This is a genomic window from Kitasatospora sp. NBC_00374, from assembly GCF_041434935.1.
Lineage (GTDB): Bacteria > Actinomycetota > Actinomycetes > Streptomycetales > Streptomycetaceae > Kitasatospora.
This window is the reverse complement of sequence record NZ_CP107964.1, coordinates 4,881,379-4,903,625: the sequence shown is the minus strand read 5'-3', so window position 1 is coordinate 4,903,625 and position 22,247 is coordinate 4,881,379. Positions and strand designations below refer to the sequence as shown.

Genomic DNA, 22,247 nt, shown 5'->3' with positions numbered 1-22,247 from the left:
CTGTGTATACTGTACTGCGTACGCCGATTCTGACAGGAGCATCCTTGACCGCTTTCCGTGCCGTGGACGAGTTCGACCGCCAGGTCCAGCGCCTGATCGCGCTGGACTACCCCGCCCTCACCGGCCTTCCGCCGGACGGGTTCCGCGCGCTGCTGGCCCCGCTGCGGGCGGACGCCGCGCCCTGGGCACCACCGCGCCCGAGCCCGCCGAGGGACGGGTGCCCTTCGTCCTGGTGGTCGGGCGCGAGCTGGCGCCGCCGGCCCTGACCGTGCCGCTGACGACGCTCGCGGGCAAGTCCAGGCCCGGCGTCATCGACCGCAACTACGCGCCGGGGGACGTCGAGCGGTTCGTCCCCACCGTCGGGCTCCCGTCCGGCTCCGCCCACCTGCTGCTGGACGTCCAGCGGGGCGAGGAGTTCTGCGGCGTCGTCCCCGGCGACGCCATGACGGTGATCGCCGACCGCGGACGGCAGCTGCTGACCGTGGAGGAGGGCATCGCCCTGGTCACCCAGTACCCGGCGGCACTGGCCAAGAACAAGTGCTTCTCGCTCGGCGCCTCGCGCTGCGGCGACCGCCGGGTGCCGGCGATCTGGATCAGCCAGGGCGCACCGAAGCTGGGCTGGTGCTGGGAGGGCAACCCGCACACCTGGCTGGGTATGGCCTCCGCGGGAGGCCGTGCCTGACCCGGTCCGGCCGCCGGACGGGCCGCCGACCCGGCGAAGCCCTGCTCCCGGCCCGCCGTGCAGCCGTACAGCCCTCCGCGGACCGCTGCGGCTCCGCCGGATGGCCCTCAGAGCGCACGGGCGCCCGGCCGTCTCCCGGCCGGGCGCCCGCGTGCACCTCGAAGGGGGCTGTCGACGTTCCGGTCAGCCGACCGTCCAGGTGTCACTGCCGGCCAGCAGGGCGGCCAGGTCGCCCTCGCCCTTCTCGGCGGTGGCGCGCTCCAGCTGCTCGGCCATCAGCGTGTCGTAGACCGGGCGGCGGACGTCCCGCAGGACGCCGATCGGGGTGTGGTGCAGGGTGTCGGCGTCGGCGAGCCGGGTGAGCGCGAAGGCGGTGGTGGGGCTCGGGGTGTGGGCGTCGTGCACCAGCACCTGCGCCTCGTTCTCCGGGGTGAGCTCGGCGACGGTCAGCTCGCCGTCCGGCCCGCGGAGCACGCCCTTGCCGGCGAAGGTCACCGGCCGGCCCTGTTCGAGCCGGATCAGCGCCTCGTCCCGGGTGCCCGGCTCCTTCAGGATCTCGAAGGCGCCGTCGTTGAAGATGTTGCAGTTCTGGTAGATCTCCACCAGCGCGGTGCCCTCGTGCTCGGCCGCGGCACGCAGGACGGACTGCAGGTGCTGGCGGTCGGAGTCGATGGTGCGGGCGACGAAGGTCGCCTCGGCGCCGACGGCCAGCGACAGTGGGTTGAACGGCGCGTCCAGGGAGCCCATCGGCGTGGACTTGGTGATCTTCCCCAGCTCGCTGGTCGGCGAGTACTGGCCCTTGGTGAGCCCGTAGATCCGGTTGTTGAAGAGCAGGATCTTCAGGTTGACGTTGCGCCGCAGGGCGTGGATGAGGTGGTTGCCGCCGATGGACAGCGCGTCGCCGTCCCCCGTCACCACCCACACCGACAGGTCGGGCCGGGAGGCCGCCAGCCCGGTCGCGATCGCCGGGGCGCGGCCGTGGATGGAGTGCATCCCGTAGGTGTTCATGTAGTACGGGAAGCGCGAGGAGCAGCCGATCCCGGAGACGAAGACGGTGTTCTCCCGGCGGATGCCCAGCTCGGGCATGAACGCCTGGACGGCGGCGAGGATCGCGTAGTCGCCGCAGCCCGGGCACCAGCGGACTTCCTGGTCGGTCTTGAAGTCCTTGGCGCTCTGCGGACCGTCGGCCTTGGGGACCAGGTCGAGGGAGCGGAACTCGGTCACTGCTGCTCTCCTTCCAGCGATCCGATCGCGGCGGACAGGACGTCCGCCAACTGGGCTGCCTTGAACGGGAGTCCGCGCACCTGGTTGTACGACTGCGCGTCCACCAGGTACTTGGCGCGCAGCAGCAGGGCGAGCTGGCCGAGGTTCATCTCGGGCACGATGACGCGCTCGTAGGAGCGCAGCACCGCGCCGAGGTTGGCGGGGAAGGGGTTGAGGTTGCGCAGGTGCGTCTGGGCGACGCGGCCGCCGTCGGCGCGGACCCGGCGGACGGCGGCGGCGATCGGGCCGTAGGTAGATCCCCAGCCCAGTACCAGGACGCGGGCCGCCCCCTGAGGATCGTCGACCTCCAGGTCGGGAACGGCGATGCCGTCGATCTTGGCCTGGCGGATCCGGACCATGAAGTCGTGGTTGGCCGGGTCGTAGGAGATGTTGCCGGTGCCGTCCTGCTTCTCGATGCCGCCGATCCGGTGCTCCAGGCCCGCCGTGCCGGGCACCGCCCACGGGCGGGCCAGGGTCTGCGGGTCCCGCTTGTACGGCCAGAACGCCTCCGAGCCGTCCGCCAGCACGTGGTTCGGGCCGGAGGCGAACTCGACGGAGAGATCCGGGAGTTCCTCCACCGGCGGGATCCGCCACGGCTCGGAGCCGTTCGCCAGGTAGCCGTCCGAGAGCAGGAACACCGGGGTGCGGTAGGTGAGCGCGATCCGGGCGGCCTCCACCGCAGCGTCGAAGCACTCGGCGGGGGTCGCCGGGGCCACGATCGGCACCGGGGCCTCGCCGTTGCGTCCGAACATCGCCTGCAGCAGGTCGGCCTGCTCGGTCTTGGTCGGCAGGCCGGTGGACGGGCCGCCGCGCTGGATGTCCACCACCAGCAGCGGCAGTTCCAGCGAGACCGCGAGACCGATCGTCTCCGACTTCAGCGCCACGCCCGGCCCCGAGGTCGTGGTGACGCCGAGCGCCCCACCGAACGCCGCCCCGAGCGCGGCGCCGATGCCGGCGATCTCGTCCTCCGCCTGGAAGGTCCGCACGCCGAAGTTCTTGTGCCGGCTCAGCTCGTGCAGGATGTCCGAGGCCGGGGTGATCGGGTACGAGCCGAGGAACAGCGGCAGCCCGGCGAGACGCGCCGCCGCGATCAGCCCGTAGGACAGGGCCAGGTTGCCGGAGATGTTCCGGTAGGTGCCGGCCGGCAGCCGGGCGGGCGGGATCTCGTACGAGACCGCGAAGTCCTCGGTGGTCTCGCCGAAGTTCCAACCGGCCCTGAACGCTGTGATGTTGGCCTCCGCGATGGCCGGCTTCCCGGCGAACTTCGTCCGCAGGAAGGCCTCCGTCCCGTGCGTCGGCCGGTGGTACATCCAGGACAGCAGGCCGAGCGCGAACATGTTCTTCGCCCGCTCGGCGTCCTTGCGGGCGAGGCCGCTGTCCTTGAGCGCCTCCAGGGTCAGCGTGGTCAGCGGGACCCGGTGCAGGTGGTAGGCCTCCAGGGAGCCGTCGGCCAGCGGGTCGGCGGCGTAACCGACCTTGGCCAGCGCCCTCTTGGTGAATTCATCGGTATTGACGATGATCTCCGCGCCACGCGGCAGATCCGCCAGGTTGGCCTTCAGTGCGGCCGGGTTCATCGCCACCAGCACGTTCGGCGCGTCGCCCGGGGTCAGAATGTCATGATCGGCAAAGTGCAACTGGAAACTGGACACACCGGGAAGAGTCCCGGCGGGTGCCCGGATCTCCGCCGGAAAGTTCGGCAGCGTGGAGAGGTCGTTCCCGAAGGACGCCGTCTCCGAGGTGAACCGGTCACCCGTGAGCTGCATACCGTCGCCGGAGTCACCCGCGAAGCGGATGATCACACGATCCAGACGTCGAATCGGCTTGGCAGGTCTTCCACTGATACCGGACCGGGTGGCGGACTCCTGGCCGCCCTCCCCGTCCGAGCCGTCCACTGCTGCTGACTGATCGACCTGACTGGTCACTGCCGCGGACCTCCTCGTGGCGCCAGCCGCGGGCGTGAGCCGTGTGCCCCGTCCGCCTGGTGCACCAATCCGCATCCTAAGCGGGCCGGGCCCGGCGGGAGGGGAACTCGGACTCATGGACCGACCCGGCTCGCCCGGATGCCGTGCCGCCACTCGGTACAACGCCGGCAGCGGCGCCACTCATCCCCCGGTCAGGAGTTCAGATAGGTCAGAACGGCCAGCACCCGGCGGTGGTCGGCCGGGCTCTGGGCCAGGCCCAGCTTCGAGAAGATGTTGGAGACGTGCTTCTCCACCGCGCCGTCCGAGACCACCAGCTGCCGGGCGATCGCGGTGTTCGTCCGGCCCTCCGCCATCAGCCCCATCACCTCCCGCTCGCGCGGGGTCAGACCCGCCAGTACGTCGCCCTTGCGGCTGCGGCTGAGCAGCTGCTGCACCACCTCCGGGTCCAGCGCCGTGCCGCCCCCGGCCACCCGCACCACCGCGTCCGCGAACTCCCGGACCTCGGCGACCCGGTCCTTGAGCAGGTAGCCGACGCCCCGGGTGGAGCCCGCCAGCAGCTCGCCGGCGTAGCGCTCCTCGACGTACTGGGACAGCACCAGCACACCAACGTCCGGGTAGAGCCCGCGGAGCGTGACGCAGGCGCGGACGCCCTCGTCGGTGTGGGTCGGCGGCATCCGGACGTCCGCCACCACGACGTCCGGGAGCTCGCCGGCGGCGGCCAGCTCGTGGACGGTCCTGAGCAGGGCCTCACCGTCCCCCACACCGGCGACCACCTGCAGGCCGCGGTCGGTGAGCAGCCGGGTCAGGCCCTCCCGCAGGAGTACGGAGTCCTCGGCGATGACGACGCGCAGCATTCGGCGGCCCTTCAGGAGCTACGGGATCTTGATCGACCCGAACAGTCTCCCGCATCGGCGCGAGCGGCCGGCCCGGAACGGCCCAACCCGGGGCGGGCCGGGCAGCCGCTACATGGTGCGGATGGCGACCGTGTCGCAGAGCTCCTGGAGGGCGGCCTTGGCCGGGCACTCGGGGAGCGGGTCGAGGAGCGCGCGGGCCTCCTCGGCGTAGCGGAGCGTCTCGCGGCGGGCCCGCTCCAGCGCCGGGTGCCGGCGCAGCAGCCGCAGGGCCTCGGCGTGCCGGTCGTCGTCCGCGGCGAGGTCGGTGTCGAGGAGCTCCCGCAGGCGGGTGTCCTCGGGGTCCGAGGGGTCGGCCGGCATCTGGCGGAGCAGGAGCACCGGCAGGGTCGGCACACCCTCGCGCAGGTCGGTGCCGGGGGTCTTGCCGGACTCGTGGCCGTCGCTGGCGATGTCGAGGACGTCGTCGGCGAGCTGGAAGGCGGTGCCGATGCGCTCGCCGTACTGGGCGAGGATGTCGACCACCCAGGGCTCGGCACCGGACATCAGCGCGCCGAAGCGGCAGGAGACGGCGACCAGTGAGCCGGTCTTGCCCGCGATGACGTCCAGGTAGTGCTGGAGCTCGTCGTCGCCGGGCCTGGGTCCGGCGGTCTCCAGGATCTGGCCGGTGACCAGGCGCTCGAAGGCGTCGGACTGGATCCGGACGGCCTCCGGGCCGAGGTCGGCGAGGACCTGGGAGGCGCGGGAGAAGAGGAAGTCGCCGGTCAGGATGGCGACCGAGTTGTCCCAGCGGGAGTTGGCGCTCGGGGCGCCGCGCCGTACCGGGGCCTCGTCCATCACGTCGTCGTGGTAGAGCGTGGCGAGGTGGGTGAGTTCGACCACCACGGCGGCGGGCACCACGCCGGGGGCGTACGGGTCGCCGAACCGCGCGGCGAGCATGACCAGCAGCGGGCGGAAGCGCTTGCCGCCGGCCTCGATCAGGTGGCTGGCGGTGATCGTGATGAACGGGACCTCGCTCTTCACGGCCTCGACCAGCGACGTCTCCACGGCGTCCATCCCGGCCCGGACGTCGCGGGTCAGATCGCGGTCCTGCACGCTCAGCCCGAAGGGCCCCACGACGGTCACGAAGACCACTCCTGTCCCTGGTCGATCAAGCGGGCTGGTTCCCTGAGCGCCGCCGTTGCACGTACAAGGCAGCGTATCCGGTCGGGAGTGGATCACTGCACGGGCGTGCCCGCCCGCCGCCCACGACAGTAGGTCGCGGGCCGCGGGCGGGCCGGGCCGGGCGGTGCGCCCTAGCGGACGAAGACCGAGGCCTTCGAGGCCAGGTCGAGGAAGTACTGCGGCAGCAGTCCGAGCCCGAGCGTGACCAGCACACCGACGCCGATCGCGGTGGCGGTGAGCGGGCTCGGCACGGCCACCGCGGGGCCGTTCGGCTGGGGGTCGGAGAAGAACATCAGCACGATGACCCGGATGTAGAAGAACGCGGCGATGGCGGAGCTGAGCACACCGACGATCACCAGCGGGGTGGCCCCGCCGGCCGCCGCGGCCTGGAAGACCGCGAACTTGCCGGCGAAGCCGCTGGTCAGCGGAATCCCGGCGAAGGCCAGCAGGAAGAGCGCGAAGACCGCGGCGACCAGTGGCGAACGCCGTCCGAGGCCGGCCCAGCTGGACAGGTGGGTGGCCTCGCCCTTGGAGTCCCGGACCAGGGTGACCACGGCGAAGGCGCCGAGGGTGACGAAGGAGTAGGCCAGCAGGTAGAAGAGGACCGCGCCGATCCCCTGCCGGCTGGTGGCGATCACGCCGGTCAGGATGAAGCCGGCGTGGGCGATCGAGGAGTACGCCAGCAGGCGCTTGACGTCCTGTTGGGTCACCGCGAGGATCGCGCCGACCACCATGGTGAGAATCGCCACACCCCACATGACGGGCCGCCAGTCCCAGCGCAGGCCGGGGAAGGCCACGTAGAAGAGCCGCAGGAACGCCCCGAACGCGGCCGCCTTGGTCGCCGCCGCCATGAAGCCGGTGACCTGGGTGGGCGCGCCCTGGTAGACGTCCGGGGTCCAGGCGTGGAACGGCACCGCGCCGACCTTGAACAGCAGGCCGACGCTGACCATGGCCAGGCCGATCAGCAGCAGCGCGTCGTTCTGGGTGGTGGTGGCGAGGGCCGGGGTGACCGGGGCGACGCCGGAGACCACGTCCGCGATGTCGCCGAGCCGGACGCTGCCCGCGTAGCCGTACAGCAGCGCGGTGCCGAACAGGAAGAACGCCGAGGCGAAGGCGCCGAGCAGGAAGTACTTGACCGCTGCCTCCTGGGAGAGCAGCCGGCGGCGGCGGGCCAGCGCGCAGAGCAGGTAGAGCGGGAGGGAGAGGACCTCCAGCGCCACGAACATGGTCAGCAGGTCGTTGGCGGCGGGGAAGAGCAGCATGCCGCCGACGGCGAACAGGGTGAGCGGGAAGACCTCGGAGGTCCGAAGGCCCGCGCGGGTGGCCTCGCGCTCCTGCTCGCCGCCGGGGACGGCCGAGCCCTGGGCGGCGAAGGCGTCCACCGTGTTGCCGTTCAGGCGCGGCTCCAGCCGGCCCTCGGCGAAGGTGAGCACCGCCAGGACGGCGCTGAGCAGGATGACGCCCTGGAGGAACAGCGCCGGGCCGTCGATGGCGACCGCGCCCATCGCCAGCAGGCCGGCCTTGGTGGTGGCGTGGCCCTGGGCGGCGAGCACCACCACGGCGGCGAAGGCGCCGCCGAGGCCGAGCAGGGCGATGCCGAGCTGGGCGCCGTGCCGCATCCTGCGGGGCAGGAAGGCCTCGGCCAGGATGCCCACCAGTGCGGCGCCGAAGACCACCAGCATCGGTGAGAGCTGGCCGTACTCGATGTGCGGGGCGGGGATGCTGGGGCTGTTGCCGCCGGCGGCGGCCAGCCAGTGGGTGGCGCTCACTCGTGCTCACCTCCGGTGGTGGCGGCGACCGGGTGGGCCGGCGCCGGGTCGCTCTGGTGGACCTGGGAGAGGGTGGCGTCCACGGCCGGGTTGACGATGTCGGTGAGCGGCTTCGGGTACACGCCGAGGAGGATGGTCAGGGCCACCAGCGGGGTGACGACCGCCAGTTCGCGCAGCTTCAGGTCGGGCAGGTTCCGCACGCCCTCCTTGACCGGTCCGGTCATGGTGCGCTGGTAGAGCACCAGGGCGTAGAGAGCGGCGAGCACGATGCCGAAGGTGGCGATGATGCCGATCACCGGATAGCGGGAGAACGTCCCCACCAGGACCAGGAACTCGCTGACGAACGGGGCGAGTCCGGGCAGGGACAGGGTGGCCAGGCCGCCGATCAGGAAGGTGCCGGCCAGCACCGGGGCGACCTTCTGGACGCCGCCGTAGTCGGCGATCAGGCGCGAGCCGCGGCGGGAGATCAGGAAGCCGGCCACCAGCATCCACGCGGCGGTGGAGATGCCGTGGTTGACCATGTAGAGCGTCGCGCCGGTCTGGCCCTGGCTGGTCATCGCGAAGATGCCCATGATGATGAAGCCGAAGTGCGAGATCGAGGCGTACGCGACCAGCCGCTTGATGTCCTTCTGGCCGACGGCCAGCAGAGCGCCGTAGACGATGGAGACCAGCGACAGCACCAGGATCGCCGGGGCGAAGGTCTTCGAGGCGTCCGGGAACAGGCCGAGGCAGAACCGCAGCATCGCGAAGGTGCCGACCTTGTCGACCACCGCGGTGATCAGCACCGCGGTGCCGGCGGTGGCCTCGCCCATCGCGTTCGGCAGCCAGGTGTGCAGCGGCCACAGCGGGGCCTTGACGGCGAAGGCGAAGAAGAAGCCGAGGAACAGCGCCTTCTGGGCGACCGGGTCGATCACCAGCTTGCCGTCGGCGATGGCGCCGGTCAGGGTCGGCAGGTCGAAGGTGGCGAAGCCCTGGTCCTGCCCGATCACGTACAGCCCGATCACCGCGGCCAGCATGACCAGGCCGCCGAGCAGGTTGTAGAGCAGGAACTTGACCGCCGCGTACGAGCGCTGGGCGGCCGAGTCGGGGCCGCCCGCCCGGTCGCCGAAGCCGCCGATCAGGAAGTACATCGGGATCAGCATGGCTTCGAAGAAGACGTAGAACAGGAAGACGTCGGTGGCCAGGAAAGAAACGATCACCATCGCCTCGACCGCCAGGATCAGGGCGAAGAAGCCCTGGGTGCGGCGGCGGTTCTCGAAGCTGCCCTCCGGGGCGGGTTTGGGCCCCTCCTGCCCGGCGGCGGGCAAGGAGGTGGGCCCCTCCTGCCCGGCGGCGGGCAAGGAGGTGGGCCCCTCCTGCCCGGCGGCGGGCAAGGAGGGCGGATCAGCGTCGTGCCAGGAGGCGAGCATCACCAGCGGCACCAGGACGGCGGTGAGCAGGGTCAGCACCGCGCCGATGCCGTCCACGCCGAGCGAGAAGCTGATCCCGAAGGAGCGGATCCAGCTGTACGACTCGGTGAGCTGGTAGCGCGCCCCGCCGGGCTCGAACCTGACGGCCACCAGGGCGGTGAGCGCCAGGGTGGCGGCCGAGACGGCGATCGCGACGAGCTTGGTGGTGCGGCGTCGGGCGTCGGTGGTGCCGGCGGGCAGCGCGGCGGTGAGCACCGCGCCGGCGGCGGGGACGGCACAGGTGGCGGTCAGCAGATAGCTCATGGCCGTCCTCCCCGGCGGGCACGTGGGCGAGTCACAGTCATCTAGACCGACCTCATCAGGAGAGTGGTGGCGACCAGCACCAGCGTGCCGCCGAACATGGAGAGCGCGTACGAGCGCACGAAGCCCGTCTGCATCCGGCGCAGGCGTCCGGAAAGCCCGCCGACGGTGGCGGCCAGGCCGTTGACGAAGCCGTCGACGGCCTTGCTGTCGAAGAAGACCAGCGAGGCGACCAGGCCGGTGCCCGGGCGGACCAGCACCGCGTGGTTGATCTCGTCCTGCATCAGGTCGCGGCGGGCGGCCCGGGTGAGCAGGGAGCCGACCGGCGGGGTGACCGGGACGGGCGCGCGGCCGTACACGGCGTACGCGAGGCCGACGCCGACCACCATGAGGGCGGTGGTGATCAGGGTGACGGTCAGCGGGGTCAGCGGGGAGTCGCCCTCGGCGTGGCCGGTGACGGGCTCCAGCCAGTTGACGAAGGAGTCGCCGAGGACGAACAGGCCGCCCGCGAAGACCGAGCCGAAGGCCAGGACGATCATCGGCAGCGTCATGGTGGAGGGCGACTCGTGCGGGTGCGGCTCGTGTCCCTCGCCGTCGGTCTTCCAGCGCTTCTCGCCGAAGAAGGTCAGCAGCATCACCCGGGTCATGTAGAACGCGGTGACCGCGGCGCCGACCAGTGCGCAGGTGCCGATGATCCAGCCCTCGGTGCCGCCCTTGGCGAAGGCCGCCTCGATGATCTTGTCCTTGGAGAAGAAGCCGGACAGACCGGGGAAGCCGATGATCGCCAGGTAGGCGAGGCCGAAGGTGACGAAGGTGATCGGCATGAACTTCCGCAGGCCGCCGTAGTGGCGCATGTTCACCTCGTCGTTCATGCCGTGCATGACCGAGCCTGCGCCGAGGAAGAGCCCGGCCTTGAAGAAGCCGTGGGTCACCAGGTGCATGATCGCGAAGGCGTACCCGATCGGGCCGAGGCCGGCCGCGAGGATCATGTAGCCGATCTGCGACATGGTCGAGCCGGCCAGCGCCTTCTTGATGTCGTCCTTGGCGCAACCGACGATCGCACCGTAGAGCAGGGTGACCGTGCCGACCACCACCACGACCAGCTGGGCGTCGGGCGCGAGGTTGAAGATCGCCGAGGAGCGGGTGATCAGGTAGACGCCGGCGGTGACCATGGTGGCCGCGTGGATCAGGGCCGAGACCGGGGTCGGGCCCTCCATCGCGTCACCGAGCCAGGACTGCAGCGGCACCTGGGCCGACTTGCCGCAGGCCGCGAGCAGCAGCATCAGGCCGATCGCGGTCAGCTTCCCCTCGCTCGCCTCGCCCGCGGCGCCGAAGACCGGGCCGAAGGTGAAGCTGCCGAACTGGGTGAACATCAGCATGATCGCGATCGACAGCCCCAGGTCGCCGACCCGGTTGACCAGGAACGCCTTCTTGGCCGCCGTGGCCGCGCTGGGCTTGTGCTGCCAGAAACCGATCAGCAGGTACGAGGCGAGGCCCACGCCCTCCCAGCCGACGTACAGCAGGAGGTAGTTGTCCGCCAGCACCAGCAGCAGCATGGCCGCCAGGAACAGGTTGAGGTAGCCGAAGAACCGGCGGCGGCGCTCGTCGTGGGCCATGTAGCCCACCGAGTACAGGTGGATCAGGGTGCCCACGCCGGAGATCAGCAGCACGAACACGATGGACAACTGGTCGAGCTGGAAGGCGACGTCGGCCTGGAAGCCGTTCACCGGGATCCAGCTGTACAGGGTCTCGTACAGCGTCCGGTCGTCGCCGGGGCGGCCGAGAAGGTCGGAGAAGAGCACGAGCCCGAGGCCGAAGGAGACGGCGGCGAGCAGCGTGGCCAGCCAGTGGCCGAACCGGTCCAGCCGGCGGCCGCCGAGCAGCAGCAGGGCAGCACCGGCCAGCGGGGCCGCCACGAGCAGCGGAATGAGAGAGTTCACCGAAGGCCCTCCGCCTACAGCTTCATCAGGTTGCTGTCATCGACCGAAGCCGAGTGCCTGGTCCGGAAGATGGACACGATGATCGCCAGTCCGACCACGACCTCGGCCGCGGCGACCACCATGGTGAAGAACGCGATGATCTGGCCGTCCAGGTTGCCGTGCAGCCGGGAGAAGGTGACCAGAGCCAGGTTCGAGGCGTTGAGCATCAGCTCCACGCACATGAACAGCACGATCGCGTTCCGCCGGATCAGCACACCGGACGCGCCGATGGTGAACAACAGCGCGGCGAGGTAGAGGTAGTTGACGGGGTTCACTCCGTCTCCTCCTTCACGTCCTTGGTGGGCACGGTCTCCAGCTGCTTGCGGGGACCGGTGACCTGCGGCCGGGCGGAGGACGGGCGGCCCAGCCAGTCGGCGGTGCTCTCCTCCAGCTCGGCCATCCGCTCCAGCATCGGCCGGCTGACGTCGCGGATCTGGCCGCGCTCGCGCAGGGTGGCCATCACCGAGTCCTCGGCGATGGTGCCGTCCGGCAGCAGGCCCGGGATGTCCACCGCGTTGTGCCGCGCGTACACGCCGGGCGCGGGCATCGGCGGCACCTGGATGTTGTCCCGGACCCGCTGGGCGGCCAGCTCGCGCTGGGTGCTCGCGGCGTGCACCCGCTCGCGGTGGGTCAGCACCATGGCGCCGATCGCCGCGGTGATCAGCAGTGCGCCGGTGACCTCGAAGGCCCAGACGTACTTGGTGAAGATCAGCCGGGCCAGGCCCTGGACGTTGCCCTCGGCGTTGGCCTCGCCGAGGCCGGTGAAGTGGTCCAGCTTCGCGTTGGCGACACCCGCGATCAGCAGCACCCCGAAGCCGAGCCCGCAGACCACGGCGGCGATCCGCTGCCCCTTGAGCTGCTCCTTGAGGGAGTCCTCCGAGGTGACGCCGACCAGCATGACCACGAAGAGGAAGAGCATCATGATCGCGCCGGTGTAGACGACGATCTGCACCACGCCCAGGAAGACCGCGCCCTGGGCCAGGTAACAGACCGCCAGGGCGAGCATCGTGGCGGCCAGGCAGAGCGCGCTGTGCACCGCCTTCTTCATCAGCAGCATGCCCAGTGCGCCACCGACGGCGATCACGGCGAGGACCCAGAACTGGACGGCCTCTCCGGTGGAGGTCATGACTGCACCTCCTTCTCGTGGTCGGTGCGTTCCTGCTGGACGGTGTCGGGCGCCGCCGCGGTGATCTCGCCCCGGTAGTACGCGCCCTCGTCGGCGCCCGGGAAGATCGAGTGCGGCGAGTCGACCATGCCCTCGGTCAACCCGACCAGCAGCTGTTCCTTGGTGAAGATCAGGTCGGCCCGGGTGGAGTCGGCCAGCTCGTACTCGTTGGTCATGGTCAGCGCCCGGGTCGGGCAGGCCTCGACGCACAGCCCGCACAGGATGCAGCGGGCGTAGTTGATCTGGTAGACCGCGCCGTAGCGCTCACCCGGCGAGTAGCGCTCCTCGTCGGTGTTGTCCGCGCCCTCGACGTAGATCGCGTCGGCCGGGCAGGCCCAGGCGCACAGCTCGCAGCCGATGCACTTCTCCAGGCCGTCCGGGTGCCGGTTCAGCTGGTGGCGGCCGTGGAAGCGCGGGGCGGTGGGCTTCTTCTGCTCCGGGTACTGCTCGGTCAGCCGCTTCTTGAACATGGCCTTGAAGGTCACGCCGAAGCCGGCGGCCGGGCCAAGGATCGACGGCTTGTCAGCACTCTTGTCCGACATCTCGGTTCAGCTCCCTTCGGAATGGTCGGCCCCGTTGAGGGCGTCCTGGAGTTGCGGGGTGCGGCTGCGCCTGCGCGGCACCGGCGGGAGCTCCTGCCCGGGCAGCGGGGGCACCGGATAGCCGCCCGCCAGCGGGTCGAACTCGGCCTGCACCTTGGGCGCTTCGGGCTCGGCCTTGCGCGTCACCACGTCCCGCACCAGGGCCAGCAGCAGCAGGACCGCGATGGGTGCGCCGACGTACAGCACCACCTTGCCGAAGTCGTAGCCCTCGTTGCGCAGGGCCCGGACGCTGGCCACCATCACCAGCCAGACCAGCGAGACCGGGAGCAGGACCTTCCAGCCCAGCTTCATGAACTGGTCATAGCGCAGCCGGGGCAGGGTGCCGCGGAGCCAGATGAAGAAGAACAGCAGCAGCTGGATCTTGATGATGATCCACAGCAGCGGCCACCAGCCGTGGTTCGCACCCTCCCAGAAGGTCGAGATCGGCCACGGGGCCCGCCAGCCGCCCAGGAACAGCGTGCTCGCCACGGCCGAGACGGTGACCATGTTGACGTACTCGGCCAGCATGAACATCGCGAACTTCAGCGAGCTGTACTCGGTATTGAAGCCGCCGACCAGCTCGCCCTCGGCCTCCGGAAGGTCGAACGGCGCCCGGTTGGTCTCGCCGACCATCGCGATGATGTAGACGATGAACGACACCGGCAGCAGCACCGCGAACCAGGTCGGCTGCTGCGAGGCGACGATCTCCGAGGTGGACATCGAGCCCGAGTAGATGAACACCGCCGCGAAGGACAGGCCCATCGCGATCTCGTACGAGATCATCTGCGCGGCCGAGCGCACCCCGCCGAGCAGCGGGTAGGTGGACCCGGAGGACCAGCCGGCCAGCACGATGCCGTAGATGCCCACCGAGGCGGTGGCGAGGATGTAGAGCAGGGCGATCGGCAGGTCGGTGAGCTGCATCGGGGTCCGGGTGCCGAAGATCGAGATCTCGTCGCCGGCCGGGCCGAAGGGGATCACCGCGAAGGCCATGAAGGCCGGGATGGCGCTGACGATGGGGGCCAGGATGTAGACCGCCTTGTCGGCGCCCTTCACCACCAGGTCCTCCTTCAGCGCCAGCTTGACGCCGTCGGCCAGCGACTGGAGCAGACCCCACGGGCCGTGCCGGTTCGGGCCGATCCGCAGCTGCATCCAGGCGACGACCTTGCGCTCCCAGACGATCGCGATCAGCACCGTCAGGACCAGGAAGGCGAAGACGAAGACGGCCTTCAGCAGCACCAGCCACCAGGGGTCGCGGCCGAAGAAGCCCAGGGTCTCGTAGGCGGCAAGCATCATTCCTCCTCGGCCGGGGCGATGGTGACCAGGTGGCCGACGGTGGTGCCGAGGGCGCGGTGCGCGCCGCCGGGGGTGGAGTTGAGGGGAAGCCAGACCGTCCGGTCGGGCAGCTCGTCGGCGAGCTCCAGCGGGAGGACCAGCGAGCCCGCCGGGCCGGTGATCCGCACCGCCCGCTCGGCGCCGATCTCCTTGGCGGTCACCGGCGACAGCCGGGCCACCGCGGGGTGCCGGGTACCGGCCAGGTGCGGGTCGCCGACCTGGAGCGAGCCGTTGTCCAGCAGCAGCCGGTGGCCCGCGAGGACGGCCTGGCCCGCGGCCGGGCGGGGCAGCGGGGCCGGGTGGACCACCGGGGCGGTCGGCCGGTCGCCCTGCCACGGGGCGAAACGGTCCAGCTCCAGCCGGGCCGCCCGGACGTCCGGCAGGCCGAGCGGCCGGCCGAGCGCGTCGGCGAGCATGTTCAGCACCCGCACGTCCGAATGCAGCTGACGCTGCATCAGCTGGTCGGCCTTGAGCGCGGGTTCGAACATCCGGACCCGGCCCTCCCAATCCAGGAAGGTGCCGGCCTTCTCGGCCACCGCGGCGACCGGAAGCACCACGTCGGCGTGGTCGGTGACGGCCGACGGCCGCAGCTCCAGCGAGACCACGAAGGAGGCCCGGGTCAGCGCCTCCTCGGCCAGCGCCGGATCGGCGAGGTCGTCCAGGCCCACCCCGCCGAGCACCAGCGCGGTCAGGTCGCCCTGCACGGTCGCCGCCAGGATCCGGTCGGTGTCGCGGCCGCCCCGGGCGGGCAGCCCGGCCACCCCCCACAGCTCGGCGGCCTCGGCCCGCGCGGCCGGCACGGACACCGCCCGACCGCCGGGCAGCAGCCCCGGCAGCGCACCGGCCTCGACCGCCCCGCGCTCCCCCGCCCGGCGCGGCACCCAGGCCAGCCGGGCACCGGTCACGGCCGCCAGCCGCAGCGCGGCGCTCAGCCCGCCGGGGACGGCCGCCAGCCGCTCGCCCACCAGGATCACCGCGCCCGGGCTGCGCAGCTGGTCGGCCGCGCGGCCCGCGTCGTCCGCGAGCACCTCGTCGCCGGCCAGCGCCGTCAGCCACTCGGCCTCGGTACCGGGCGCCGCCGGCAGCAGCGCACCGCGCAGCTTGCCGAGGCCCCTGGTGGCGTGCGAGGCGATCGCGTAGACCTTCAGGCCCGCGGCCCGGTTGGCCTTGCGCAGCCGCAGGAACACGATCGGCGCCTCCTCCTCGGGCTCCAGGCCCGCGAGCAGCACCGCCGGGGCGGCCTCCAGCGCGGTGTACGAGACACCCGTGCCGTCCAGGTCGACCCCGTGTCCGGCGACGGCGGCGGCCAGGAAGTCCGCCTCCTCGCCGCTGTGCGGGCGGGAGCGGAAGTCGACGTCGTTGGTGCCGAGCGCGACCCGGGCGAACTTCGCGTAGCCGTACGCGTCCTCGACCGTCACCCGGCCGCCGGTGAGCACGCCCGCGCGGGCGCCGCGCAGCCCCTCGGCGGCGGCCGCCAGGGCCTGCGGCCAGGAGGCGGGGACGAGTTCACCGCTCGCGTCGCGGACCAGCGGGGTGGCCAGCCGGTCGCGCTGCTGCGCGTACCGGAAGGCGAACCGGCCCTTGTCGCAGTTCCACTCCTCGTTGATCTCCGGCTCGTTGCCCGCCAGCCGGCGCAGCACCTTGCCGCGGCGGTGGTCGGTGCGCTGGCCGCAGCCGGCCGAGCAGTGCTCGCACACGCTGGGCGAGGAGACCAGGTCGAACGGGCGGGACCGGAACCGGTAGGCGGCCGAGGTGAGCGCGCCGACCGGGCAGATCTGGATGGTGTTGCCGGAGAAGTACGACCGGAAGTCGTCGCCCTCGCCGGTGCCGACCTGCTGCAGCGCGCCGCGCTCGACCAGGTCGATGAACGGGTCCCCGGCGATCTCCTGGGAGAACCGGGTGCAGCGGGCGCAGAGCACGCAGCGCTCGCGGTCCAGCAGGACCTGGGTGGAGATCGGCACCGGCTTCTCGTAGGTCCGCTTCATGCCCTCGAAGCGGGAGTCCGCGGCGCCGGTGGACATCGCCTGGTTCTGCAGCGGGCACTCGCCGCCCTTGTCGCAGACCGGGCAGTCCAGCGGGTGGTTGATCAGCAGCAGCTCCATCACGCCGCGCTGCGCCTTCTCGGCGACCGGCGAGCTGATCTGGGTGCGGACCACCATGCCCTCGGTGACCGGGATGGTGCACGAGGCGACCGGCTTGCGCTGGCCCTCGACCTCCACGATGCACTGCCGGCAGGCCCCGGCCGGGGCGAGCAGCGGGTGGTCGCAGAAGCGCGGGATCTGGGTGCCGATCTGCTCGGCGGCGCGGATCACCAGGGTGCCCTTGGGGACCTGGACCTCGACGCCGTCGATGGTGAGCGTGACGAGGTCGGTGCTCGTCTCGGTGACGGTCACGCGTGCACCTCCCTCTCGGTGGCGGACTCGGGGGCGGGCGACCGGTCGGCCCACACCGTGGCGGCGGCCGGGTCGAAGGGGCAGCGGCGCTCGGCGAGGTGCTGCTCGTACTCGGCGCGGAAGTGCTGCAGCGAGGAGACGATCGGGCTGGCGGCGCCGTCGCCCAGCGCGCAGAAGGACTTGCCGTTGATGTTGTCGGCGATGTCCAGCAGCTTCTCCAGGTCGCCGTCGACGCCCTCGCCGGCCTCGATCCGCTTGAGCAGCTGGACCAGCCAGTAGGTGCCCTCGCGGCAGGGGGTGCACTTGCCGCAGGACTCGTGGGCGTAGAACTCGGTCCACCGGGTGACGGCCCGGACCACGCAGGTCGTCTCGTCGAAGATCTGCAGCGCCTTGGTGCCGAGCATCGAGCCGGCCGCGCCGACGCCCTCGTAGTCGAGCGGGACGTCGAGGTGCTCGTCGGTGAACATCGGGGTGGAGGAGCCGCCCGGGGTCCAGAACTTGAGCCGGTGGCCGGCCCTGACTCCGCCGCTGACGTCCAGCAGCTGCCGCAGGGTCACGCCCAGCGGTGCCTCGTACTGGCCGGGGTTGGTGACGTGCCCGGACAGCGAGTAGAGGGTGAAGCCGGGGGACTTCTCCGTGCCCAGCGACTTGAACCAGTCCTTGCCGCGGGCCAGGATCGGCGGCACCGAGGCGATCGACTCGACGTTGTTGACCACCGTGGGGCAGGCGTACAGGCCGGCGATGGCCGGGAACGGCGGGCGCAGCCGGGGTTGGCCGCGGCGGCCCTCCAGGGAGTCCAGCAGCGCCGTCTCCTCGCCGCAGATGTACGCCCCGGCGCCCGCGTGCACGGTGATGTCGAGGTCGATGCCGGAGCCGAGGATGTCCTTGCCGAGGTAGCCGGCCTCGTAGGCCTCGGCGACGGCCGCGTGCAGCCGGCGCAGCACCGGGACGACCTCGCCGCGCAGGTAGATGAAGGCGTGGTCGCAGCGGATCGCGTAGGACGCGATGATCATGCCTTCGATCAGGCTGTGCGGGTTGGCGAAGAGCAGCGGGATGTCCTTGCAGGTGCCCGGCTCGGACTCGTCGGCGTTGACCACCAGGTAGTGCGGCTTGCCGTCGTTCTGCGGGATGAACTGCCACTTCATGCCCGTCGGGAAGCCGGCGCCGCCGCGGCCGCGCAGGCCGGAGTCCTTGACCAGGGCGATCACGTCGTCCGGGGGCATCTCCAGGGCGGCCCGCAGGCCCTGGTAGCCCTCGTGGCGGCGGTAGGTGTCCAGGGTCCAGGGGCGGGTGTCGTCCCAGGAGGCGGAGAGGACCGGTGAGAGGAGCTTCTCGGCCGGCTCTGCGGAGGTCATCACGCTTCCGTCCCTTCGTGCCGGGGTGCAACCACCTTGGTGCCCGGGGTGCCGGGCAGGGCCTCGCCCTTGGCCAGCCGCAGCCCGGCCAGCGAGGGGGCGCCGCCGGCCCCGGAGGCGTCCACGGCGCCGGGGCGCTCGTCGGGGAAGCCGGCCAGGATCCGGGAGGTCTCCTTGAAGGAGCAGAGCCGGGCGCCGCGGGTGGGCGCCGGGTCGTGGCCGGCCCGCAGGTCGTCGACCAGCTTCCTGGCGCTCTCCGGCGTCTGGTTGTCGTAGAACTCCCAGTTGACCATCACCACCGGGGCGTAGTCGCAGGCCGCGTTGCACTCGATGTGCTCGATCGAGATCTCGCCGTCGTCGGTGGTCTCGTTGTTCTTGATTCCCAGGTGGTCCTGGAGTTCGGCGAAGATCTGGTCGCCGCCGAGCACCGCGCAGAGCGTGTTGGTGCAGACGCCGACGTGGTACGTGCCGGCGGGCTTGCGCCGGTACATGGTGTAGAAGGTCGCGACCGCGGTCACCTCGGCGGTGGTGAGCTCCAGCTGCTCGGCGCAGAAGCGGATTCCGGTCGGGCTGACGAAGCCCTCCTCGGCCTGCACCAGGTGCAGCAGCGGCAGCAGCGCGGAGCGGGCCACCGGGTAGCGGCCGATCAGCTCGCGGGCGTCCGCGGCGAGGCGCTCGTGCACCTCGGCCGGGTACGGCTTGGCCGGCAGTGCCGGCAGACCGAGTTCTACGTTGGTCACCGGTCCACGCCTCCCATCACCGGGTCGATCCCGGCCACCGCGACGATCACGTCGGCGACCTGGCCGCCCTCGCACATCGCCGCCATCGTCTGCAGGTTGGTGAACGACGGGTCGCGGAAGTGGACCCGGTACGGCCGGGTCCCGCCGTCGCTGACCACGTGCACCCCGAGCTCCCCCTTGGGCGACTCGACCGCCGTGTACGCCTGGCCGACCGGGACCCGGAAGCCCTCGGTGACCAGCTTGAAGTGGTGGATCAGGGCCTCCATCGAGGTGCCCATGATCTTGCGGATGTGGTCGAGCGAGTTGCCCAGGCCGTCCGGGCCGACGGCCAGTTGGGCCGGCCAGGCGATCTTCTTGTCGGCCACCATCACCGGGCCGGGCTTCAGCCGGTCCAGGCACTGCTCGGCGATCCGCAGCGACTGCCGCATCTCCTCCAGGCGGATCAGGAACCGCCCGTAGGAGTCGGCGGTGTCGGCGACGGCCACGTCGAAGTCGTAGTCCTCGTAGCCGCAGTACGGGTCGGACTTGCGCAGGTCGTGCGGCAGGCCGGTGGCCCGCAGGATCGGGCCGGTGGCGCCGAGTGCCAGGCAGCCGGCCAGGTCCAGGTGGCCGACGTCGACCAGCCGGGCCTTGAAGACCGGGTTGTCGGTGGCCAGCTTGTCGTACTCGTGCATCCGCGAGCGGAGCAGCTTGATGCCCTCGCGGACCTGGTCGACGGCACCGGGCGGGAGGTCCTGGGCCAGGCCGCCGGGGCGGACGTAGGCGTGGTTCATCCGCAGGCCGGTGACCAGTTCGAAGATGTCGAGGATGACCTCGCGGTCCCGGAAGCCGTAGATCATCAGCGTGGTGGAGCCGATCTCCATACCGCCGGTGGCCAGCGCCACCAGGTGCGAGGAGATCCGGTTGAGCTCCATCATCAGGACCCGGATCACGGTCGCCCGGTCCGGGATCTGGTCGGTCACACCGAGCAGCTTCTCGACGGCCAGGCAGTACGCGGTCTCGTTGAACAGCGGAGTGAGGTAGTCCATCCGGGTCACGAAGGTGGTGCCCTGGACCCAGTTGCGGAACTCCATGTTCTTCTCGATGCCGGTGTGCAGGTAGCCGATGCCGCAGCGGGCCTCGGTCACCGTCTCGCCGTCGATCTCCAGGATCAGCCGCAGCACGCCGTGGGTGGACGGGTGCTGGGGGCCCATGTTGACGATGATCCGCTCGTCGTCCGCGCGGGCGATGGCCTCGACCACCTCGCCCCAGTCGCCACCGGTGACGGTGAAGACCCGTCCCTCGGTGGTCTCGCGCGCACCTGCTTCGTAGTGAGTGGTCATCAGCTGTACGACCTCCGCTGGTCGGGCGCCGGGATCTGGGCGCCCTTGTACTCGACGGGGATGCCGCCGAGCGGGTAGTCCTTGCGCTGCGGGTGGCCCAGCCAGTCGTCCGGCATCATGATCCGGGTGAGCGCGGGGTGGCCCTCGAAGACCAGGCCGAAGAAGTCGTAGGTCTCGCGCTCGTGCCAGTCGTTGGTCGGGTAGACGCTGACCACGGACGGGATCCTCGGGTCGGCGTCCGGCGCGGTGACCTCCAGCCGCAGCAGCCGGCCGTGGGTGATCGAGCGCAGGTGGTAGACCGCGTGCAGCTCGCGGCCCCGGTCGTTCGGGTAGTGCACGCCGCTCACGCCGAGGCAGAGCTCGAAGCGCAGCGCCGGGTCGTCGCGCAGCGTGCGGACGGTCCCGAGCAGGTGCTCGCGGCTGATGTGGAAGGTGAGTTCACCCCGGTCCACCACGGTCTTCTCGATCACGTCGGCCGGGTCGAGCCCCTGCTCCTCCAGCGCGCCCTCCAGCTCGTCGGCCACCTCGTCGAAGCCGTGGCCGTACGGGCGGACGCTCGCGGGGGGCAGCGCGATCGGCGCGGTGAGGCCGCCGAAGCCGGAGGTGTCGCCGGTGCCCTTGGCGCCGAACATGCCCTCACGGCGCCCGACCACCTCGACCGGCAGCTCGGTGTGGTGCGGCTCCTTGCGGACGGCGGGGATGTCGCTGTCGCTCATCGCAGCAGCCCCCGCATCTCGCTGAGCGGGGTGGCCTGGAGGGCGAACTCCTCCGCCTCCTCCTCGGCCCGGCGCTTGTTGACCCCGAGCTTCTCGTGCTGGATCTTGTCGTGCAGCTTGATGATCGCGTCCAGCAGCATCTCGGGGCGGGGCGGACAGCCCGGCAGGTAGATGTCCACGGGGACGATGTGGTCGACGCCCTGCACGATCGCGTAGTTGTTGAACATGCCGCCGGAGGATGCGCAGACACCCATCGAGATGACCCACTTGGGGTTCGGCATCTGGTCGTACACCTGGCGCAGCACCGGGGCCATCTTCTGGCTCACCCGACCCGCCACGATCATCAGATCGGCCTGGCGCGGGGAGCCGCGGAAGACCTCCATGCCGAAGCGGGCCAGGTCGTAGCGGCCCGCTCCGGTGGTCATCATCTCGATCGCGCAGCAGGCGAGCCCGAAGGTGGCGGGGAAGAGCGACGCCTTCCGTACCCACCCGGCGGCGGTCTCCACGCTGGTGAGCAGAAAGCCGCTCGGCAGCTTCTCCTCGATTCCCATCAGTTCCCTCTCAATGCGATCCAAGTCCGGTGGCGATGACGCCCGTTCACCTTGCGCTCCGGTTCACAAGGCCGGCGCGGTCAGTCCCACTCCAGACCGCCGCGACGCCACACGTAGGCGTAGGCGACGAAGACGGTGGCGATGAAGAGCAGCATCTCGACCAGCCCGAAGATCCCCAGGGCGTCGAAGCTGACCGCCCACGGATAGAGGAAGACGATCTCGATGTCGAAGACGATGAAGAGCATCGCCGTCAGGTAGTACTTGATCGGGAACCGCCCGCCGCCCATCGGCTGCGGGGTCGGCTCGATGCCGCACTCGTACGCCTCCAACTTGGCCCGGTTGTACCGCTTGGGGCCGGTCAGTGAGGCCATCGTGACGGAGCCGACCGCGAACGCCGCCGCGATGGCACCGAGTACGAGGATCGGCGCGTAGGCATTCATAAGCCCCCGCTCCCTCCGTCCAGTCGTCCTTGACTGCAGATCGGAATCGCAGGATCACCGCAGGTGAACCCGTGATCCACTTACCGAGATCCATCCCATGTGAGGCAGTTCACAAAGCCTGGATCGAGCGCATCCTATGCCTGTCGGCTTGTGATCTGCGACACGCAGTTCCAGACGATCTTTGTGATCTACGACACCTGACAAACGATCACGTAGGCGATCAAGTCGCAATCAATCAACACAGCGGAGGCAAATGGGCACAATCAGTCGCATTCGACAGTGAACCGACAGGTCAGAGGCCTTCGCCTATATC

General features: G+C 70.8%; 20 protein-coding genes. 2 read left to right on the top strand and 18 right to left on the bottom strand.

Translation table 11 applies throughout. The features are described 5' to 3' along the window. Nucleotides 1-44: 44 nt before the first annotated feature. Together OG871_RS22110 and OG871_RS22105 are read left to right on the top strand one after the other, a co-directional pair. Nucleotides 45-266, top strand: coding sequence for a hypothetical protein (locus OG871_RS22110; protein WP_371498706.1), 222 nt, complete (start codon nucleotides 45-47; stop codon nucleotides 264-266). Next, nucleotides 218-682: a DUF5701 family protein gene (locus OG871_RS22105; RefSeq protein ID WP_371498705.1), complete on the top strand. Its 465-nt coding sequence runs from the start codon at nucleotides 218-220 to the stop codon at nucleotides 680-682. Before OG871_RS22110 ends, OG871_RS22105 begins: the two co-directional genes overlap by 49 nt. 183 nt (nucleotides 683-865) lie before the next feature. Here the strand turns inward: OG871_RS22105 and OG871_RS22100 are convergent, their stop codons facing one another. From OG871_RS22100 to OG871_RS22015, 18 genes are all read right to left on the bottom strand, one after another. Further along, entirely contained in the window at nucleotides 866-1,906 is a 1,041-nt protein-coding gene (locus tag OG871_RS22100) for a 2-oxoacid:ferredoxin oxidoreductase subunit beta (RefSeq protein WP_371498704.1), read from the bottom strand. Beyond that, on the bottom strand, nucleotides 1,903-3,867 hold the full coding sequence (locus OG871_RS22095) for a 2-oxoacid:acceptor oxidoreductase subunit alpha (protein WP_371498703.1): 1,965 nt from the start codon (nucleotides 3,865-3,867) through the stop codon (nucleotides 1,903-1,905). The genes OG871_RS22100 and OG871_RS22095 overlap by 4 nt, the downstream gene beginning before the upstream one ends. Before the next feature lie 191 nt (nucleotides 3,868-4,058). After that, a complete protein-coding gene (locus OG871_RS22090) occupies nucleotides 4,059-4,721 on the bottom strand; it encodes a LuxR C-terminal-related transcriptional regulator (RefSeq protein WP_371498702.1) in 663 nt (220 codons plus the stop codon). A 108-nt stretch (nucleotides 4,722-4,829) separates the two neighbouring features. Further along, a complete protein-coding gene (locus tag OG871_RS22085) occupies nucleotides 4,830-5,843 on the bottom strand; it encodes a polyprenyl synthetase family protein (protein ID WP_371498701.1) in 1,014 nt (337 codons plus the stop codon). A gap of 170 nt (nucleotides 5,844-6,013) precedes the next feature. Then, entirely contained in the window at nucleotides 6,014-7,651 is a 1,638-nt protein-coding gene (gene nuoN / locus OG871_RS22080) for an NADH-quinone oxidoreductase subunit NuoN (RefSeq protein WP_371498700.1), read from the bottom strand. Further along, nucleotides 7,648-9,363: an NADH-quinone oxidoreductase subunit M gene (locus tag OG871_RS22075; RefSeq protein ID WP_371498699.1), complete on the bottom strand. Its 1,716-nt coding sequence runs from the start codon at nucleotides 9,361-9,363 to the stop codon at nucleotides 7,648-7,650. The genes nuoN and OG871_RS22075 overlap by 4 nt, the downstream gene beginning before the upstream one ends. A 41-nt stretch (nucleotides 9,364-9,404) precedes the next feature. Further along, entirely contained in the window at nucleotides 9,405-11,300 is a 1,896-nt protein-coding gene (gene nuoL, locus OG871_RS22070) for an NADH-quinone oxidoreductase subunit L (protein ID WP_371498698.1), read from the bottom strand. Nucleotides 11,301-11,314: 14 nt separating this feature from the next. Then, nucleotides 11,315-11,614, bottom strand: a complete 300-nt coding sequence (nuoK, locus tag OG871_RS22065) for an NADH-quinone oxidoreductase subunit NuoK (protein ID WP_035798594.1) — start codon at nucleotides 11,612-11,614, stop codon at nucleotides 11,315-11,317. Beyond that, nucleotides 11,611-12,465: an NADH-quinone oxidoreductase subunit J gene (locus OG871_RS22060; protein ID WP_371498697.1), complete on the bottom strand. Its 855-nt coding sequence runs from the start codon at nucleotides 12,463-12,465 to the stop codon at nucleotides 11,611-11,613. The genes nuoK and OG871_RS22060 overlap by 4 nt, the downstream gene beginning before the upstream one ends. Further along, complete coding sequence (nuoI, locus tag OG871_RS22055; RefSeq protein WP_371498696.1) at nucleotides 12,462-13,046, bottom strand: NADH-quinone oxidoreductase subunit NuoI; 585 nt, start codon at nucleotides 13,044-13,046, stop codon at nucleotides 12,462-12,464. The genes OG871_RS22060 and nuoI overlap by 4 nt, the downstream gene beginning before the upstream one ends. A gap of 6 nt (nucleotides 13,047-13,052) precedes the next feature. After that, nucleotides 13,053-14,378: an NADH-quinone oxidoreductase subunit NuoH gene (gene nuoH, locus OG871_RS22050; RefSeq protein WP_371498695.1), complete on the bottom strand. Its 1,326-nt coding sequence runs from the start codon at nucleotides 14,376-14,378 to the stop codon at nucleotides 13,053-13,055. Beyond that, nucleotides 14,375-16,810: an NADH-quinone oxidoreductase subunit G gene (locus OG871_RS22045; protein WP_371498693.1), complete on the bottom strand. Its 2,436-nt coding sequence runs from the start codon at nucleotides 16,808-16,810 to the stop codon at nucleotides 14,375-14,377. The genes nuoH and OG871_RS22045 overlap by 4 nt, the downstream gene beginning before the upstream one ends. Further along, entirely contained in the window at nucleotides 16,807-18,165 is a 1,359-nt protein-coding gene (gene nuoF, locus OG871_RS22040; protein WP_371498692.1) for an NADH-quinone oxidoreductase subunit NuoF, read from the bottom strand. The genes OG871_RS22045 and nuoF overlap by 4 nt, the downstream gene beginning before the upstream one ends. Then, nucleotides 18,165-18,905 carry an NADH-quinone oxidoreductase subunit NuoE gene (nuoE, locus tag OG871_RS22035; protein ID WP_371498691.1) on the bottom strand — a complete coding sequence of 247 codons (741 nt, stop codon included), beginning with the start codon at nucleotides 18,903-18,905 and terminating at the stop codon, nucleotides 18,165-18,167. Before nuoE ends, nuoF begins: the two co-directional genes overlap by 1 nt. After that, nucleotides 18,902-20,227, bottom strand: a complete 1,326-nt coding sequence (locus tag OG871_RS22030) for an NADH-quinone oxidoreductase subunit D (RefSeq protein WP_371498690.1) — start codon at nucleotides 20,225-20,227, stop codon at nucleotides 18,902-18,904. Before OG871_RS22030 ends, nuoE begins: the two co-directional genes overlap by 4 nt. Continuing rightward, on the bottom strand, nucleotides 20,227-20,943 hold the full coding sequence (locus OG871_RS22025) for an NADH-quinone oxidoreductase subunit C (RefSeq protein WP_371498689.1): 717 nt from the start codon (nucleotides 20,941-20,943) through the stop codon (nucleotides 20,227-20,229). Before OG871_RS22025 ends, OG871_RS22030 begins: the two co-directional genes overlap by 1 nt. Continuing rightward, the gene (locus OG871_RS22020) at nucleotides 20,940-21,494 is read right to left on the bottom strand and encodes an NADH-quinone oxidoreductase subunit B family protein (protein WP_371498687.1); all 555 of its coding nucleotides are present in this window, start codon (nucleotides 21,492-21,494) and stop codon (nucleotides 20,940-20,942) included. The genes OG871_RS22025 and OG871_RS22020 overlap by 4 nt, the downstream gene beginning before the upstream one ends. Before the next feature lie 80 nt (nucleotides 21,495-21,574). Continuing rightward, nucleotides 21,575-21,934: an NADH-quinone oxidoreductase subunit A gene (locus OG871_RS22015; protein WP_371498686.1), complete on the bottom strand. Its 360-nt coding sequence runs from the start codon at nucleotides 21,932-21,934 to the stop codon at nucleotides 21,575-21,577. Nucleotides 21,935-22,247: the final 313 nt, after the last annotated feature.

What these genes read in the sequence shown, in the direction of transcription:
- OG871_RS22020 (WP_371498687.1), bottom strand. Translation starts at nt 21,494, where the DNA reads ATGGGAATCGAGGAGAAGCTGCCGAGCGGCTTTCTGCTCACCAGCGTG.
- OG871_RS22075 (WP_371498699.1), bottom strand. Translation starts at nt 9,363, where the DNA reads ATGAGCTATCTGCTGACCGCCACCTGTGCCGTCCCCGCCGCCGGCGCG.
- nuoI (WP_371498696.1), bottom strand. Translation starts at nt 13,046, where the DNA reads ATGTCGGACAAGAGTGCTGACAAGCCGTCGATCCTTGGCCCGGCCGCC.
- OG871_RS22090 (WP_371498702.1), bottom strand. Translation starts at nt 4,721, where the DNA reads ATGCTGCGCGTCGTCATCGCCGAGGACTCCGTACTCCTGCGGGAGGGC.
- OG871_RS22015 (WP_371498686.1), bottom strand. Translation starts at nt 21,934, where the DNA reads ATGAATGCCTACGCGCCGATCCTCGTACTCGGTGCCATCGCGGCGGCG.
- nuoF (WP_371498692.1), bottom strand. Translation starts at nt 18,165, where the DNA reads ATGACCTCCGCAGAGCCGGCCGAGAAGCTCCTCTCACCGGTCCTCTCC.
- nuoH (WP_371498695.1), bottom strand. Translation starts at nt 14,378, where the DNA reads ATGATGCTTGCCGCCTACGAGACCCTGGGCTTCTTCGGCCGCGACCCC.
- OG871_RS22025 (WP_371498689.1), bottom strand. Translation starts at nt 20,943, where the DNA reads ATGAGCGACAGCGACATCCCCGCCGTCCGCAAGGAGCCGCACCACACC.
- OG871_RS22060 (WP_371498697.1), bottom strand. Translation starts at nt 12,465, where the DNA reads ATGACCTCCACCGGAGAGGCCGTCCAGTTCTGGGTCCTCGCCGTGATC.
- OG871_RS22030 (WP_371498690.1), bottom strand. Translation starts at nt 20,227, where the DNA reads ATGACCACTCACTACGAAGCAGGTGCGCGCGAGACCACCGAGGGACGG.